This is a genomic window from Rhizobium sp. BK376 (assembly GCF_004341625.1).
GTDB lineage: Bacteria > Pseudomonadota > Alphaproteobacteria > Rhizobiales > Rhizobiaceae > Rhizobium.
This window is the reverse complement of the sequence record NZ_SLZG01000016.1, coordinates 137,970-154,201: the sequence shown is the minus strand read 5'-3', so window position 1 is coordinate 154,201 and position 16,232 is coordinate 137,970. Positions and strand designations below refer to the sequence as shown.

Sequence of the window (16,232 nt, the reverse complement as noted above, 5' to 3'; positions counted from 1 at the left end):
ATCCCGGCATCACGCAAGCTGATGGCTAGGCTCGGAATGACCCAGGAGCAGTTCGACGTCATCGAACTCAACGAGGCCTTCGCCTCGCAGGGCCTCGCGGTTCTGCGCGAACTCGGGATTGCCGATGACGATGCCCGCGTCAATCGCAACGGCGGCGCCATCGTGCTCGGTCATCCGCTTGGCATGTCCGGCGCTCGGATCACCGGCACGGCTGCTCTGGAACTCAAGGAAACCGGTGGCCGCTATTCGCTGTCGACCATGTGCATCGGCGTCGGCCAGGGCATCGCCATCGCGCTCGAGCGGGTCTAAAATATCGCTCAGGAAGCTCCAGGAGCCGGCGTCTCGATGGCGCCGGCTCTATTTTCTGTGGGCGCATGCATCACCTTAAGTCCCTTGTCCAAAGGGTGGGCTTGTCGCCCTATCTATTTGAATTTGCCACCGCAAGGAACTTTCGCGAAGGATTGACGTTGTCAATCCGCGGCGTGGCATGGTGAATACAAACTGCTTCTGCCTGCTGGAAGCGGCCGCACAAACGGCTCGTTGCAGCGGAGAACCGGGCGTGTCCGTTTGCGCAAAGTCATATCGGATCGAACCAGGCGGCGAGGCGCATTCCATGAGTTTTTCATTCTCGGAACTGGACTTCCTGAAGCCGGAACTCGGCGCGGAATTTACGGGTGACGGCACGCATTTTGCCGTCTTCTCCGCGCATGCGGAGCAGGTTGAGCTTTGTCTTTTCTCCGAGGATGGAAAAGAGGAGGTCGCGCGCCTTCCGCTTCCGAAGCGAGAAGGCGACATTTGGTCCGGTTACATTGCCGGGATCAGCCCCGGAACCATCTATGGCTATCGTGCACACGGGCCATATGATCCGAAGGCCGGACATCGCTTCAACCCGAACAAGCTGCTGCTTGATCCCTATGCCAAGCAAATCGTCGGCGACCTTGTCTGGGATGATGCCCTGTTCGGCTATACGATCGGCGGAAAGGGTGGTGATCTGTCCTTCGACAAGCGTGACAGCGCTCCCTTCATGGTCAAGGGCGTCGTCCAGAATCCGCAGTTCGATTGGGATGGCGACAAGGCGATCCGCAGGACATGGACGGATACCGTCATTTACGAAGCCCATGTGCGCGGCATGACGATGACGCATCCTGATGTCCCCGACAAGCTCAGGGGCACATTCCTTGGCATGTGCAGCGAGCCGATTATCGCTCATCTGACTAAGCTTGGCATTTCGGCAGTCGAGCTGCTGCCGATCCAGTACTTCCTCGACGACCGCTATCTGCTCGAGAAGGATTTGCGCAATTATTGGGGCTATCAGACGCTCGGTTTCTTCGCGCCGCAGTCCCGATATATGTCGGGCAGCAAGATCACCGAATTCAAGACCATGGTGAAGACCTTCCATGCCGCCGGCATCGAGGTCATCATGGATGTCGTCTATAATCATACCGCCGAGGGTTCCGAGCGTGGCCCAACGCTCTCCTTCCGTGGTCTCGACAATCTCAGCTATTATCGCCTGTCGCCCGACGAACCCAGACACACCTTCGACACCACGGGCACAGGCAATACGCTGAACGTTGCGCATCCGATGGTGCTGCGCATGGTGCTCGACAGCTTGCGCTACTGGGTCGGCGTCATGCACATCGACGGCTTCCGCTTCGACCTCGCCAGCACGCTCGGCCGGGAATATATGGATTTCGACCGTGAAGGTGGCTTTTTCGACGCAATCCGGCAGGACCCCATCCTGGCCGGCGTAAAGTTGATTGCCGAGCCGTGGGATGTCGGTGAAGGCGGTTATCAGGTCGGTGGATTTCCGCATCCTTTCCGCGAATGGAATGACAAGTTTCGCGATGGCGTCAGGCGCTTCTGGAAGGGTGACGACGGTCTGGTGTCGAAGCTTGCTTCTCGCATCACTGGATCTGCTCGGCAGTTCAATCATTCCGACCGCGGCGTGACCACGTCGATCAATCTGCTCAGCGCTCATGATGGCTTCACGTTGATGGATACGGTTTCCTACAACGACAAGCACAACGAGGCGAACGGCGAGGACAACCGGGACGGCCATTCCGATAATCACTCCGACAATATGGGTGCCGAAGGCGCCACCGATAATGATGAGATCATCAAGGCGCGCGCCCGCCGTCGCCGCAACATGATGGCGACGCTGATGCTTAGCCAAGGCGTTCCGATGATCCTCGGCGGCGATGAGGTCGGTAATAGTCAGGGCGGCAACAACAACGCCTATTGTCAGGATAACGAGATCGGGTGGACGGATTGGACCGGCTTGAACGATCCCTTCGTCGACTTCTGCAGCAAGGCGATCGCTTTTCGCAAAGCGCATCCCGTCCTTCGCCAGGAGCGCTTCCTGACAGGCGAGACGGATGAGAATGGCCGCGTCGAGATCGCCTGGTACAAGCCTGACGGCAATTTCATGGATGATGGTGCATGGCAGGACGGCGGTCTTCGTGTGCTCGGCGTCTATCTCGGCAAGAGCATCCATGCTGCCGAGACTGACACCATGGACGATCTGTTTCTGGTGTTCAATTCCGGTGGCGATTGCGAATTCACGCTTCCTTCGGTGAACGATATCAAGCATTGGCAGCGGATTGCCGATACCGGTGCGGAGGAGGCTTTCTCCATCCATCCGGTTGATGGCGCGGCCATGGTCTACGGTGCCAGCGTCGCAATTTTCGCACCACGAACGAAGGAGAGCGCTCCGCCGGAGGGCAAGAAGCCGGAGCGTCGCCGCTGGTTTCACTTTGCAAGACTGGTCAGGAGACACTGATGGGATTTGGCATCGACGACAGCCTCATCTTCGATCTCGGGCTGGTCTATGTCAGCGACAGCGAGCCCGGCATCAGGCGATACCGCAAGGGCAGGGGTTTCTGTTACAGATTACCGGACGGCAGCCTGCTCGGCGAGGAGGCGCATCGACAGAGGATCGCTGCGCTCGGCCTGCCGCCGGCCTACAACGATGTCTGGATCTGCTTGCAGGAGAACGGCCATCTGCAGGCGACGGGTTTCGATGCGCGGGGACGCAAGCAGTATCGCTACCATAAGGATTGGCAATCCTTCCGGAGCGTGGAGAAATTCGATCAGCTCGTGGATTTTGCCCGGGCGCTGCCCCAGATCCGTCGCACCGTCATTCGTCATCTGGATGCGGGTCCGGAAGACATCAACGGCATATTGGCGGCTTTGACGACCTTACTTGATGAGGCGCATCTGCGCGTGGGTAACCGAACCTATCTTGAGCAGAACGGCACATACGGTGCGACGACGTTGCTGAAGAAGCACCTCAAAATATCGGACGGCAAAATGGAACTCCGATTTGTCGCCAAGGGCGGCAAACGCGTCCAGCGCAGTCTCAAGCATCCGCGGTTGCAGAAGGTGCTGGAGGAAATCGCCGACCTGCCAGGCCGCCAGCTGTTTGTCTGGAAGGATGAGAACGGCGAGCTGAGGCCGATCGATTCAGGCCGGCTCAATGCATATCTGGCGGAGATTTCTGGCATTACGGTCTCTGCCAAGACCTTCAGAACCTGGGGTGGCTCTCTCGCCGCTTTCGGTGCCGCTCGCCGCGCCATCGAGGCGGGCAGGCGGCCAACGGTCAAGGAGATGTCGGAGGCTGCGGCGGAGGTGCTACACAATACGCCTGCGATCGCCCGCTCAAGCTATATCCACCCTGGAATCATAGCGCTTGCCGACAAGGAGCGAGCATTGACAGAAAGCGATCTGCAAAGCCTTCACGAGCCGCTCAGAGGACTGCGCGCCGAGGAAAACAGGCTTCTGGATTTTCTCGTCAGAGCCGGCGAGGAGGCTGGCAAAACTCAGCCGCTGAAAAAGGCCTCGTAGGTCAATCCGGTTATTTTACAAACGGGATCAACGCCGGCGTCGATGCACGGTAATCGTCGTAGGCTGCGCCAAAGGTTTCCGTCATCCAGCGCTCCTCGACGCTGACGCGCCGCAAGAAGGAAAAGAGGACCAGTGCAACAGCGATGATAGCGGCCGAATTCCCGCGAGCAATGGCCGAGCCGACGATCGCAAGCAGAAGACCGGAATAGATCGGATGACGCACGATGGAATAGGGGCCCGTGCGCACGAGATCATGATCCTGCTTGACGGTTATGACGCCACTCCAATTGCGGCCGATATGGTAGCGCGCCCATATCGCAAAACAGAGGCCGACGACGACAAGAGCGGCGCCCAGGATAAAGATCCCAAGCGTCCCGGGAAAAAGCCGAGCAGTCAGAAAATCCGGCCAGATCGGCGGCGATACCAGCAGAAATGCCGCAAGCCAGAGCGGCAGCGTATTCGACAGCCGAGACAAGGGGTCTTCATGACGAACGGTCTGCTTGACGCGCCAGGCTGCGAGAAACCAGATCAAAGCCCAGATTACCCAGCAGACCGGAATGAACAAAGCCAAAGCCAGATGCATGCACACTCCTATTATCGACCATGAGCTTCAATAGCCGCTTTCCGGGGCCGTTTCATGAATGGAAGACTTGCCTTTAGCGAAAAACATCGCTGATCGATGTCAAATGCCGGCCAAAGAAATCACCCAGATAATAAGTGCCGAAGCTCCAGACCCCAGCCCATATCGCCGCGCCTGCTATGTTGGCCATTGCGAAATAGCGCCAGGGCATGGCGGCGGAGCCAGCCACCAGTCCATTGAGCTGGCGCAGGATGACGACGAAACGAGCCCCGACAACGATGATTGGCCCACGTCGCTTGAAAAGGTCTTGCAGTTTCTCGAGCCGCTCCGGCGTTAACTTGACAAGTGGCCCGTAACGCTGGAGCAGCGGTTGGCCGCCGAAATGCCCGATCGCGTAGCCGGTGCTGTCTCCGAGAACCGCGGCAACCCATACGACCAGGAAGACGTCGATGATGGAAAAATCGCCCCTTATCGCCAGGACAGAGGCACCGATCGTTGCGCTTTCGCCAGGTAGCGGCGCGCCAAAGGATTCGAAATAGAGAATAATGAAAAGGGCAATCAGCCCGTAGTCGCGCACGAAGGCTTCGATCAGCAGGGTCGTCTCGTGCAGGAAGGTCACTCTTGCTATCCGATCATCAGAGTTAACGGAGTGACCCGCGTTCCGCCACTAGCTGTGGTTTGAGCGGGACAAATATAGCAGAAGAAGAATCCTCAATATGTCAACTGACCGTCGAACCATGCCGGATATGATCCGGCATGGTTGTGAGCATCGTCGGGCGCTTATTCAGCCGGAACGATCTTGCCGTCTTCCCACTTGTAGAGCGAGAAGCTCTGCGAGGTGAGGTCGCCGGTTTCGCCGTAGGTCACTTTGCCGATTGCGGTCGCGACCGGTTCGCCGGACTTCAAGGCAGCGGCGACGGCCATGGCGTCATCCGCGTTGCCGACCTTCTCGATACCGGCCTTGATCACTTCGACGGCAGCATAGGCGTTCAGCGTGAAGGCTTCAGGCGGAATGTTGCGGTCCTGCAGGGCCTTGGCTGCTGCCTGCGAGTCCGGGTTCTTCAGCGCGTCCGAAGCATTTGTGAACACGGTGCCAGCTGCGGCGCTCGTGCCGATCGTCCAGAACTCGGTGTTCGAGAGACCGTCGCCGCCGATCAGCGTGATATTGGCCGACAGGTCATGCAGCTGACGAACGAGCAAGCCGCCTTCCGGGTGGTAGCCGCCGAAGTAGACGACATCGACATTCGCTGCCTTCAGGCGCGTGGTGAGAGCGCTGAAGTCCTTGTCGCCGGGGGTGATTGCGTCGTTGAGAACTTCGGTCACGCCGCCCTTGTTCAGGGTTGCCTTGAAGGCGTCGGCCAGGCCCTTGCCATAGGCGCCCTTGTCGTTAACGATCGCGACCTTCTTGCCGGGGAACTGCTTCAATACGTAGTTTGCGGCAACCTCGGCCTGCTGGTCGTCACGGCCGCAGGTGCGCAGCACGTTCGGCAGGCCACGCTTCGTCAGGTCCGGCGCGGTGGCCGTCGGCGTCACCATCAGGATGCCGTTTTCGGCAAGCGCGTCGGAAACCGGAATGGCGACGCCCGAAGTAACCGGTCCTACGACGTAGTGAATGTTCTCGCCGGCAAGCTGGTTGGCTGCGGAAACACCCTGCTTGGGTTCGCCGGCATCGTCTGCCAGCTTGAGGACGATTTTCTGGCCGAGAATGCCGCCCTTCTTGTTGATCTCGTCAACTGCAGTTTGCGCGCCGTTCTTGACCTGCTCGCCATAGGCGGCAACCGGTCCGGTCAGCGGAGCAACAAGGCCGATCGTGATGTCGGCATGCGCCATTGGAGCCAGCGCCATCGCGGCGGCGAAGGTTAGGCCGCTGAGTGTTTTCAGAGTCATGTCTTCTCTCCTTGGATGGTTCGGCAGAACCCTTGTAAACACCCGCAACGTCCTCGGGCGCACGCTGCCGCGTACACTTTCGGCAAAAAACAGACTTGGGGCCCCTCCGAAGAACCTTTGGGTTATTTTTTGATCTCAAAGGCCTTCTGCAGACATTTTCTTTAGAAAACCGGCCGCGATTCCGCAACAAAATAACATTTTTTGCGCGATTTTGCCGCCGCGGCAGAACTTGCCGATCCGCGCTTGAATCTACACCCAAGCAACCGGACGGCCGAATGAAATTTCTTCCTTTCCGTCAATGTCATAGAAACTTGTGACAACAGTCATGCGGGTGAAACACTCCGCCTTCAAACAGCGCCCTCACAGCGGGGCCTTACGCGGAAAACGTTCCCCTCCTGCCGTCCGGATGCCTGAGCGCAATCGCAAGCAGCATCCCGTCTTCGGCGGAGGTCGTTCCCGACGTCTGATCCCGATTTTGCAAGATGATTTTGGCCCGACGGCGCGCATGCCGGCGAACGCCTGTCCGTTATCGCTCCGATCCGCAGGCGCTGGCCGGTGCGACCATAGAAACAAAGGAGATACCCATGGTCAATATTACCCGCCGCAGCGCGCTCGGCATGGCGACAGCCGCTGCCGGCTCGCTGATCCTGCCGCGCTTCTCGATTGCCCAATCCGACACCCGCCCGTCCATTACGATCGCGGTTCAGAAGATCTCCAACACCAATACGCTCGACCCGCTGCGTGAGCAGTCGAATGTCGGCCAGCGCATCTTCAATTCCTCGCTCTGGGAAAACCTGATCGGCATCAACTGGCTCGGCGGTCTCGTTACCCGTCCGGAGCTTGCAACGGAATGGCGCCGTATCGACGACCAGACGGTCGAGCTGAAGCTGCGCCAGGGCGTCAAGTTCCACAATGGCGACGAGATGACTGCCGAGGACGTCGCCTTCACGTTCAGCAAGCAGCGCATGTTCGGCGAGACCCAGCCGAGCACGGGCAAGACGATCTACATAAACGACACGAATCCGCTGCGCAACGAAGGCAAGGATCTGCCGCCTGAAGTTCCGGCGACCGCCCGCCGTTTCTGGCCGGCACTGCGCGGCGTCGAGGTTGTCGACAAGTACACCGTTCGCTTCGTCAACGGCTCGCCGGATGTCACCATCGAAGGCCGCCTGTCGACGGTTGCCAGCGCCATCGCCAGCCGCCGCGGCTGGGAAGACTCCAAGAGCTATCTCTCTTGGGCCCGCGCGCCGATCACGACGGGTCCGTACCGCGTCGTTGATTTCAAGCCGGACACCTATCTCGTCTATGAAGCCCATGACGATTACTGGGGTGGCCGCCCGCCGCTGAAGCAGATCCGCTTTGTCGAAGTTCCGGAAGTCGCATCGCGCGTCAACGGCCTGCTTTCGGGCGAATATCAGTTTGCCTGCGACATCCCGCCGGACCAGATCAGCGGCATCGAGAAGAACGCTGCTTTCGAGGTTCAGGGAGGTACGATCACCAATCACCGCCTGACCGTATTCGACAAGAACCACCCGCAGCTCGCCAACCCGCTGGTTCGTCGCGCCTTCAGCCATGCCATCGACGGGCAGGCGATCGTCGATTCACTTTGGGCCGGCCGCACCGTCGTTCCCGCCGGCCTGCAGTGGGAGTTCTATGGCGACATGTTCGTCAAGGGTTGGACCGTGCCGGAATATAACCCGGACATGGCGCGCCAGCTCCTGAAGGAAGCCAACTACAAGGGCGATTCGATCCCCTACCGCCTGCTCGACAACTACTACACCAACCAGACGCCGACGGCGCAGGTTCTCGTGGAGATGTGGAACCAGGTCGGCCTGAACGTCGAGATCGCCATGAAGGAAAACTGGCAGGCGATCCTCGAAAAAGGTCCGACGCGCGGCGTGCGCGACTGGTCGAACTCGGCAGCCTTCAACGATCCGGTCTCTTCCATCGTTGCTCAGCACGGCCCGAACGGTCAGCAGCAGCAGGTCGGTGAGTGGACGAACCCAGAGATGAATACGCTCTCGACGTTCCTCGAGACCAGCACGGACCGCGTCAAGCGTCATGACGCCTTCGCCCGCATGCTGCAAATCTGCGAACGCGAAGACCCCGCCTATACGGTCCTGCACCAGAACGCCGTCTTCACCGCCAAGGCGAAGTCGATCAAGTGGAAAGCTGCATCGGCATTCGCCATGGAATTCCGCCAAGGCAACTGGGCCTAAGGAAACAGGCGGGCCGGGAGCAATTCCGGCCCGTTCCCTCATGGCGGGCGCGACCGCATGGTTGCTGCGCCGCCCATACAATAATACCAAGGAGGCAGAAATGCCGTTGGTGGAAATCTCCAATCTGACTGTCGCCTTCAGCGGCACACGAGTTCTGCACGGTATCGATCTTTCGATCGAGAAGGGTGAAGCCGTCGGCTTGGTCGGTGAGTCAGGCTGCGGCAAGTCGGTGACATGGCTGGCAGCGCTTGGCCTTCTGCCGGGTAAGGCGACGATATCGGGCGACGTCTGCATCGGAGACCAGCAGCTTGTCGGCGCTTCCCGCACGACGCTGGAAGGCGTGCGCGGTGGTCGCATCGCGATGATCTTCCAGGATCCGTCCAGTTCGCTCAATCCTGTCATCCGCGCCGGCCGACAGATCGCCGAGGCCGTCGAACTGCATCGCGGCCTGACGGGCAAGGCGGCACGCGACGAGACCATCCGGCTGATGGAACTGGTCGGCATCCCCGATGCTCCACGCCGTTTCGATAATTTTCCGCATGAATTCTCCGGCGGTCAGAACCAGCGCCTGATGATTGCCATGGCGCTTGCCGGCAATCCGGATCTCCTGGTGGCGGACGAGCCGACGACGGCGCTCGACGCGACCATCCAGGCACAGATCCTCGATCTCCTGATTTCCATCAGAGCAGAGACCGGCATGGCGATCGTCTTCATCAGCCATGATCTCGGCGCCGTCTCGCAAATCTGCGAGCGCGTCAATGTCATGTATGCGGGCCGCATCGTCGAGCAATGTTCGACGGAGGCGTTGTTCCAGTCGCCAAGGCACCCCTATACGCGCGGCCTGTTCGATGCGATTCCGCAAATCGATGGCGGCCGTGAGCGTCTTGTGCCAATTCCAGGAACGGTGCCGCAGCCCGGCAGGCTGCCCGGTGGTTGTGCCTTTGCGCCGCGCTGCACCCATGCGTCGGAACTCTGTCACAACACCATCCCGCAGCTGGTGGGCGATCGCGACCGGCGAGCAACGGCCTGCTTTCATCCGATCGGGATGTCAGGCGCGAACCTGCGCGTCGTTTCCTCCGTTCAGGGAGCGACGGTGGCATGAGCAATCTGATAGAAGCCAGCGATCTGGTCAAAACCTACGCCTCGCGCCGCAGCCTGTTTGGCAAGCCCTCCATGGTGCGCGCCGTCGACGGCGTGTCGCTTTCGGTCGCGCCGGCAACGACGCTTGGAATCGTCGGCGAATCCGGTTCGGGCAAATCGACGATGGGGCGTCTGCTGCTCGGTCTCGAAACGCCGACGGAAGGGAGCGTACAGTTCGATGGCCAGGCCATGCCGCCGCTGGAAACAGCTGCATGGCGCAAGCACCGTGCCCGCATGCAACTGGTTTTTCAGGATCCGCTGGCAGCACTCGACCGTCGCTTGCCGATCGGCCAGCAGATCGGAGAGCCGCTTGCGGTTCACGGCATAGGCACCGATGCCGAGCGGCGTGAGCGCGTGAGCTCCTTGCTGGCTGCCGTCGGCTTGCGCCGCGATCAGGAATCCAGCTACCCCCATCAGCTTTCCGGCGGTCAGCGCCAGCGCGTGGTGATCGCCCGCGCCATTGCCAGCGATCCGCAGCTTCTCGTCTGCGACGAACCGGTTTCAGCGCTCGATGTCTCCATTCAGGCGCAGGTGGTCAATCTCCTGCGCGACCTGCAGGAGACGCGCGGCATCGCCATGGGCTTCATCAGCCATGACCTGAAAGTTGTGCGAAATGTCGCCGATCGCGTTGCCGTGATGTATCTCGGCCGCATCGTCGAGGAAGCTTCGTCGGAGGATATATTCCGCGAGCCTCTGCATCCCTATACCAGGGCGCTGGTCTCGAGCGTTCCGGTGCCGGGAGCGGCTCTGCGCGACCGCGTCATCCTTCGGGGCGAACCGCCCAATCCGGCGGCCCGACCATCAGGCTGTGCCTTTCATCCGCGCTGCAGCGTCGCGGTGGCGCGCTGCCGAATCGAGGTTCCGCTTCTTAAGCCTGTGGACGAAGGCCGCAAGGCCGCCTGCCATCTGCTCGATACGCAAACAGACGACACTCTTTCGGGCCGGTGATCATGCTTCGCTTCCTTCTCTTCAAGGCACTTCGCGCGATCGTGACCATCATCCTGGTGGTGACCTTTGCTTTCGTCGTCCTGCGGATGTCCGGCGATCCGGCCGTCATCATTCTGGGGCCTGATGCGCCGCCGGATGCCATCGCCGCCTTTCGCCACGCATGGGGGCTGGATCAGCCGCTATGGGATCAGTATCTGCGCTATTTCGCGGCGATCGCCCGAGGCGATCTCGGCGTCTCGATGCGCGACGGACAGTCGGCGATCAAGCTCGTCATGGAGCGCATCCCGGCAACGCTGGAGCTGACGGTTCCGGCCTTGATCCTCGAATTGCTGATCGGCATCTCCGCGGGTGTCTATGCCGCCCTGCATCGGGAAAGCCTTGTGGACCGTTCAGTCATGACTGGTGCTGTCATTGGCTTCACCATGCCAAGCTTCGTGCTCGGGCTGGTGCTCGTGCTGATTTTCTCGGTGACGCTCGACTGGCTGCCGTCGGGCGGCCAGGATAGTTGGGTACATGCCATTCTTCCCGTCGCGACGATGACGGTTGGTGGTGTCGGTATTTTGGCCCGCTTCTCGCGCAGCGCCATGATCGAAATTCTCGGCCAACCCTATATTCGCACGGCAAGCGCGAAGGGCATGCCGTGGCAGAAGGTCGTCTGGCGGCATGCGCTGCCGAATGCCGCCATCCCTATCGTCACGATTGCTGGTTTCATGGTCGGGTCGCTGATCGCCGGCGCCGTTGTTGTTGAATCACTGTTCTCGTGGCCCGGGGTCGGCCGGCTTCTGGTCGTCGCGGTATCGAACCGCGACCTCGCCGTGGTCCAGTGCATCCTGCTGATGGTCGCGGCGACCATGGTCCTCTCCAATTTCGCCGTCGATATTCTCTACGGCTATCTCGACCCTCGTTTGCGCAACAGCGAAGCCAAAGCCTGAGTAAGGAAAGACCATGGCTGATATCTCCCTCCCATCCGGCGTGACTTCGAGCGAAAAGAAAAAACGCAAGCGCTTTTCGCTCTTCGTTGCTGCCGGGCTGCTCTGGATTGCCGCAATGATCCTCATAGCCCTGACGGCGGATTGGATCAGACCGTTCAACATCACGGCCTTCGATCTCAAGAACAGGCTGGCGCTGCCGGGCAACCCGGTCCATCTGCTCGGCACCGACGAGCTCGGCCGGGATGTTCTTTCCCGCCTTATCGATTCAATCCGCATCTCCCTGGTGATCGCCTTCGGCGCGACGCTGATCTCGGCCTTCTTCGGCACTCTGCTCGGTTTTCTTGCTGCCTATTTCCGCGGGATCGTCGAACATTTCGTCCTGATGCTTGCCGATTTTCAGGCGGCTATGCCATTCCTGATCATGTCGCTTGCGGTGCTTGCCTTCTTTGGCAGCTCCTTGCCGCTCCTGATCTGCCTGATGGGTTTTTATGGGTGGGAGAGGTACACGCGCATCGCACGCGGTCTCGCGATATCGGCGAGCAAGCAGGGATATGCCGCGGCCGTAACGCAGATCGGTGCTAGCCCGACGCGGGTCTATCTGAAGCACATCCTGCCAAACATTGCGTCGACGCTGATTGTCTCGATGACGCTCACATTTCCGGAAATCATCCTGACGGAAAGCAGCCTGTCCTTCCTCGGGCTCGGTGTGCAGCCGCCGATGACCAGCCTTGGCAACATGGTCGGCTATGGGCGAGAATATATCACCCGGGCGCCCTGGATCATGCTGACGCCTTCCTTGGTCATCATGCTGACCACGCTGTCGATCAGCATTGTTGGGGACTGGCTGCGCGACAAGCTGGACCCGACGCTTTCCTGACGCCGCGTCTCAGTGCATCCCGCCGCCTTCGCCGCCCTTCAGGTCGATGTTGCGCAGAATGAGCGCGAGCGGGATTGCAACGGCTGATATGAGCGTCAGCGTATAAAAGACGTCGATATAGGCCAGATAGCTCGCCTGTATCTGGACCTGCTGGCCGATCCAGGCGGTCGCCTGCGATCCCGCATCGACGGTCGTCGCACCCTTCTGCGCGAAATAACGCGTCATCGCCTGCATCGTCTGGTGATAGGCGGGATCGGAGGGAACGACGTGTTCGACAAGCCGGCTTTGGTGCCATTGCTGGCGATGGGCAAGGACATTGGATGCAATCGAGACGCCGATCGAACCACCGATATTGCGGGCGGCGTTGATCATGGCCGAGGCCTGGTCTGTCTGGTCCTTGCGTAGGCCGTCGTAGGAGGCTGCGGTGATCGCAATGAAGATCAGGGGTAGCCCCAATCCGATATAGACGCGCGACCAGACGAAGAAAGCGAAATTCAGATCGGCATAAAGACGGGTCAATCCCCACATCGATCCCGCGATGATCGCAGCGCCGACAGCAATCATGTATTTGGGCTGGACGATGGATGTCAGGCGTCCCGCAACAAACATCATCGCCATCGTCACGATGCCGCCGGGCGAGAGAGAAAGACCGGCCCAGGTGGCGGTGTAGCCGAAATTCTGCTGTAGCACCTCAGGCAGAAATTGCGTTGTGGCGATCAGAATTGCCCCGGTCGCCAGCATCACGATGAAACACGAACCGAACTGCCGGCTGGCAAGCAGGCGGACATCCAGAATAGGGTTGGTTTTCGTCAGCAGCCATATGATAGCCAGAATGAGAGCCGCCACGCATATGGCCGTCGTAACGACGATGAAGTTCGATCCGAACCAATCTTCGGTCTGGCCGCGGTCTAACACCAGTTCCAGGGAGCCGAGAAAGGTCGCTACCAGCGCGAAGCCAATGATATCGAAGCGAGTGCCTTTTTTTCGCATCTCCGCGCGTTCCTTGCGCAGCGATTCCGGCTCTCGAACGAGGAAATAGGCCAGTGCAAAAGACAGAACGCCAACCGGGCCATTGATCAAGAAGCACCAATGCCAGGAGAAATTGTCGGAGAGATAGCCGCCAAGCGTCGGTCCAACGACGGGGGCGACCACGACTGCGACACCGAACATCGCAAAGGCCTGTCCGCGTTTTGCTGGTGGAAAGGAGTCCGCGAGAATGGATTGCGATATAGGCACCATGCCGCCACCGGCGAAGCCCTGGATCATCCGGAAGATCAGCAGGCTTTGAAGATTCCAGGCCAGGCCACACAGGATCGAGGTTACGGTAAAGGTGGCGAGGCAAAGGAGATAGAAGCGCCGGCGGCCATAGCGCTTTGCAATGAAGCTGCTGGCGACCAAAACAATCGCATTCGAAACGAGATAGGTGGTCACCACCCAGGATGCTTCGTCCGAGCTGACAGCAAGTCCGCCCGAAATGTAGCGCAATGCGACATTGGCGATCGTCGTGTCGAGCACTTCCATGAAGGTCGCCGTCGACACCACCATTGCAATGAGCCATGGATTGGGAATGCGCGCCGCGGCGTCGGCACCCTGACCGCCTGCGATATCCGTCATGTCAATTCCTCGGCCGTACCGTCACTGTCGGGACCACGGACATTCCCGGCCCGATAGCGACGTCACTCGGCCAGTGGTCGACAACGATTTTGACAGGCACGCGCTGCGTTACCTTCACATAATTGCCTGTGGCGTTTTCTGCCGGCAGCAGCGAAAAGGCGGTTCCGGACCCCGGTTGGATGGAGTCGATCTTTCCGGTAAGCTTATGATCCGGATAGGCGTCGATCGTCAGATTGACAAGCTGGCCGGGGCGCATATCCGTCAACTGGGTTTCCTTGAAGTTCGCTGTGATCCAGACGTCGTCCGGAACGAACATCGCTATGGCCTGACCTGCATCGAGATATTGGCCCTTCGCGCCGGTCAGCCGCACCACGCGGCCGGGCTGGGCGGCAACGATCGTCGTGTATTTCAGGTTCTGTTGCGCTTCCTCGACCTGGGCCTGGGCCTGGGTCAGGCTGGCAATCGCGCTCGACTTCTGGGTTTTGACGGCCGCTTCATTCTTCAGTGCCGAGGTCACGCTGGCCTGCGTCTGGGCGAGATTTGCCTGATCCTGATGAAGGGTCGAGACCGCCTGTTGCGTGGTCTGAAGGCTACCGGCGCCCGACTTGACCAATTGCTGCTGCCGGTCGGCTTCGTCCTGAGCATATTGGAGGGCTGCCGTTGCCGAGTTTTGCTGTGCCCTTGCCTGCTCGACCGACGCACCTGCCACGGCGATCTGGGCATCGGCATTCTCGATCGAGGCCTGCGCTGCCTGCGCCTGACCCTGTGCCTGATCGAGCGCGATCTGATAGTCGCGGGGATCGATCTTGAGGATGACGTCGCCAGCCTTGATGTGCTGGTTATCCGTCACGGGTACCTCGGCCACATAACCGGATACTTTTGCCGCAACGGAGAAACTTCTCGCGTCGACAAATGCGTCGTCGGTGGACTCGTAAGGATGGAAATAGATCAGCCAGACGATGTAGCCAATGATGATGAGGGCAATAATGGCAATGATGGCAAGCACGAGCCCGAAAGGGTGCCGACGGATGAAAGATGGCTTCTTCTCCTGATCGGCATCACCAGCGTTTCCGCCTGTCTCCTCTTTCCTGCCTCTGTTGTCGTCGCTTTCTCTGCGCTTGCCGGCATCCTCGGCTTGGCTGGGAGTCTGCTCCCGCTCGTCGTCGGCAACGTTAATCCTATCCTCTGACATACGCTCGAACACTACCTGCTGTTTATCAACAACTCAGGTAGGTGGATCACATCCGGAGGAAGGCAAGCCTAACGTTGGCGGAGGAGAGCCGCGCTGGCGATGCGTTTCTTTCCGCTCAGCTCTGGACGATGCGTCTTGCCGAACGGCTGATCGCCGCCTCGTTTGCCATAACGTCCTGCAGAAAACGATGGAGCAAGGCGTTGAATTCGTCTGGTTTTTCCCAGAATGGTGCGTGACCGGCGCCCTGGATGATCTGAGGCGCGTTGCCGAACAGTAGCGGCACGTTCAGGCCGGCTATATAGCTTGCCCTAACGAATGGATCATCCGATCCTTCGACGAAAGCGATCGGCACGGAGGCCTGTTCCACCGTTCGTCGCTGATCCGCTCCTTCGCCACGCATCATGCTCTGGGCAAACCTTGCTCTGGCCCTTCCGTCAGCGCGCATGATCAGCTCACGGAATGAAGGTTCGTTCGTCGTTCCGAAACAAAGATGCTCGAAGCGATCGCGGTCGCGCTCCGAAAAATGCGGCTTTGAAGCCAGCAGCATGTCGAAGGACGGGTGAAAGCCGCGCAGCATGCCGATAAGGCCCCGAGGAACCGGCGGCGCGCCGCTGAGCATGAGCCCCGCTATATTCGTGCTCCGGCTTGCCATTTGGATGGCGACGTGGCCGCCAAGCGACCAGCCAAGGACAGCAAGCCTCGGTATGGCGAGTTGCTCGATCACCTCGTCCATGCAATCGGCAAGGCCGGCGATCGAATAGGTTGATAGTGGATTTTCAGCATTGTCGGAATCGCCGTGGCCGGGCAGATCGACGGCGATGAGACGCCATGCGTCCGCAAGCGGGCTTTTCAGCTGCTTTTCAAAGATCTTCCGAGACCACGAGGAGCCATGGATCATGAACACGGGAAAACCCGCTCCTTCCGTATCGCTTATTCTGACGGCGCCGTGGGAGGTGTGGATTGTGCGCTCGACGATATCCATGGGAGGTCGACCCTTTGA

Annotated in this window: 13 protein-coding genes and 1 pseudogene; 8 read left to right on the top strand and 6 right to left on the bottom strand. The window is 59.7% G+C overall.

The window, feature by feature from the left end; all coding sequences use genetic code 11:
- The 3 genes and pseudogenes from EV561_RS27390 to EV561_RS27380 all read left to right on the top strand — a co-directional run.
- A pseudogene (locus tag EV561_RS27390) lies at nt 1-309 on the top strand (3-oxoadipyl-CoA thiolase); the annotation flags it as partial.
- 304 nt (nt 310-613) lie between these two features.
- Nucleotides 614-2,779 (top strand): glycogen debranching protein GlgX, encoded by a 2,166-nt coding sequence (glgX, locus tag EV561_RS27385; protein ID WP_132526458.1) that lies wholly within the window; start codon nt 614-616, stop codon nt 2,777-2,779.
- 11 nt (nt 2,780-2,790) lie between these two features.
- Nucleotides 2,791-3,843, top strand: coding sequence for a DNA topoisomerase IB (locus tag EV561_RS27380; RefSeq protein WP_132526474.1), 1,053 nt, complete (start codon nt 2,791-2,793; stop codon nt 3,841-3,843).
- Between the two features lie 10 nt (nt 3,844-3,853).
- On the opposite strand, the gene EV561_RS27375 is transcribed toward EV561_RS27380, so the two are convergent.
- The 3 genes from EV561_RS27375 to EV561_RS27365 all read right to left on the bottom strand — a co-directional run bounded on the left by EV561_RS27375 (nt 3,854) and on the right by EV561_RS27365 (nt 6,310).
- Nucleotides 3,854-4,426, bottom strand: coding sequence for an isoprenylcysteine carboxylmethyltransferase family protein (locus EV561_RS27375; RefSeq protein ID WP_132526456.1), 573 nt, complete (start codon nt 4,424-4,426; stop codon nt 3,854-3,856).
- Between the two features lie 73 nt (nt 4,427-4,499).
- A complete protein-coding gene (locus EV561_RS27370) occupies nt 4,500-5,042 on the bottom strand; it encodes a DedA family protein (protein WP_132526454.1) in 543 nt (180 codons plus the stop codon).
- Between the two features lie 161 nt (nt 5,043-5,203).
- Complete coding sequence (locus EV561_RS27365; RefSeq protein WP_132526452.1) at nt 5,204-6,310, bottom strand: branched-chain amino acid ABC transporter substrate-binding protein; 1,107 nt, start codon at nt 6,308-6,310, stop codon at nt 5,204-5,206.
- A gap of 584 nt (nt 6,311-6,894) precedes the next feature.
- Here EV561_RS27365 and EV561_RS27360 point away from each other — a divergent pair.
- From EV561_RS27360 to EV561_RS27340, 5 genes are all read left to right on the top strand, one after another.
- Nucleotides 6,895-8,529 (top strand): ABC transporter substrate-binding protein, encoded by a 1,635-nt coding sequence (locus tag EV561_RS27360; RefSeq protein WP_132526450.1) that lies wholly within the window; start codon nt 6,895-6,897, stop codon nt 8,527-8,529.
- A gap of 100 nt (nt 8,530-8,629) precedes the next feature.
- On the top strand, nt 8,630-9,631 hold the full coding sequence (locus tag EV561_RS27355; RefSeq protein WP_132526448.1) for an ABC transporter ATP-binding protein: 1,002 nt from the start codon (nt 8,630-8,632) through the stop codon (nt 9,629-9,631).
- Nucleotides 9,628-10,617, top strand: a complete 990-nt coding sequence (locus EV561_RS27350; protein WP_132526446.1) for an oligopeptide/dipeptide ABC transporter ATP-binding protein — start codon at nt 9,628-9,630, stop codon at nt 10,615-10,617. The genes EV561_RS27355 and EV561_RS27350 overlap by 4 nt, the downstream gene beginning before the upstream one ends.
- Before the next feature lie 2 nt (nt 10,618-10,619).
- The gene (locus EV561_RS27345; protein ID WP_132526444.1) at nt 10,620-11,549 is read left to right on the top strand and encodes an ABC transporter permease; all 930 of its coding nucleotides are present in this window, start codon (nt 10,620-10,622) and stop codon (nt 11,547-11,549) included.
- A 13-nt stretch (nt 11,550-11,562) separates the two neighbouring features.
- Nucleotides 11,563-12,426 (top strand): ABC transporter permease, encoded by an 864-nt coding sequence (locus tag EV561_RS27340; protein WP_132526442.1) that lies wholly within the window; start codon nt 11,563-11,565, stop codon nt 12,424-12,426.
- A 9-nt stretch (nt 12,427-12,435) separates the two neighbouring features.
- Here EV561_RS27340 and EV561_RS27335 read toward each other — a convergent pair whose 3' ends face one another.
- The 3 genes from EV561_RS27335 to EV561_RS27325 all read right to left on the bottom strand — a co-directional run bounded on the left by EV561_RS27335 (nt 12,436) and on the right by EV561_RS27325 (nt 16,214).
- A complete protein-coding gene (locus EV561_RS27335; protein ID WP_132526440.1) occupies nt 12,436-14,040 on the bottom strand; it encodes a DHA2 family efflux MFS transporter permease subunit in 1,605 nt (534 codons plus the stop codon).
- A 1-nt stretch (nt 14,041) separates the two neighbouring features.
- The gene (locus EV561_RS27330; protein WP_132526438.1) at nt 14,042-15,232 is read right to left on the bottom strand and encodes an HlyD family secretion protein; all 1,191 of its coding nucleotides are present in this window, start codon (nt 15,230-15,232) and stop codon (nt 14,042-14,044) included.
- A 115-nt stretch (nt 15,233-15,347) separates the two neighbouring features.
- Nucleotides 15,348-16,214: an alpha/beta hydrolase gene (locus EV561_RS27325; protein ID WP_132526436.1), complete on the bottom strand. Its 867-nt coding sequence runs from the start codon at nt 16,212-16,214 to the stop codon at nt 15,348-15,350.
- Between the last annotated feature and the right edge of the window lie 18 nt (nt 16,215-16,232).